Origin of the sequence: Carnobacterium sp., from assembly GCF_032094055.1 — a bacterium.
GTDB lineage: Bacteria > Bacillota > Bacilli > Lactobacillales > Carnobacteriaceae > Carnobacterium_A.
Genome location: NZ_DAMDAK010000118.1, coordinates 1,171 through 1,608, shown reverse-complemented (window position 1 = coordinate 1,608; position 438 = coordinate 1,171). Strand labels below are relative to the sequence as shown.

Annotated in this window: 1 pseudogene; it reads right to left on the bottom strand. The window is 33.3% G+C overall.

Features of this window, described 5'->3' with window-relative positions:
• Positions 1-257 precede the first annotated feature (257 nt).
• A pseudogene (locus RT405_RS12770) lies at positions 258-438 on the bottom strand (NADP-dependent phosphogluconate dehydrogenase); the annotation flags it as partial.

Genomic DNA, 438 nt, shown 5'->3' with positions numbered 1-438 from the left:
CCACCTGTTCTTCTATTTTCATCGAACTTCGCTTTTGTTACAATACCATGCTATTCTTAAATTCTCAATAAGATTCTCATCTCATTATAATTTTACCATAAAACAGATGAAAATAAGAAGTTTTAAAAATCCTTTTGTTTTTTAAATCAATTTGATTTTCAAGTAAGAAAAACGTTCGAAAAAAAAGGAGCTGAGATCGGTCCTCAGCTTCCTTAATCAATGAGTGATTCAATTATCTTATCGTTGTCTTCAAACGATTAAAGCTCTTCTTGTCCATTGTCTCCATACCAATCAAAATGAAAAGTTCCACTTCTGTCTGTTCTTTCATAGGTGTGAGCGCCAAAATAGTCTCTTTGTGCTTGAATGATATTAGCAGGCAAACTAGCTGCACGATATGAATCATAATAAGCAATTGCAGAAGAGAATGTCGGAACAGGA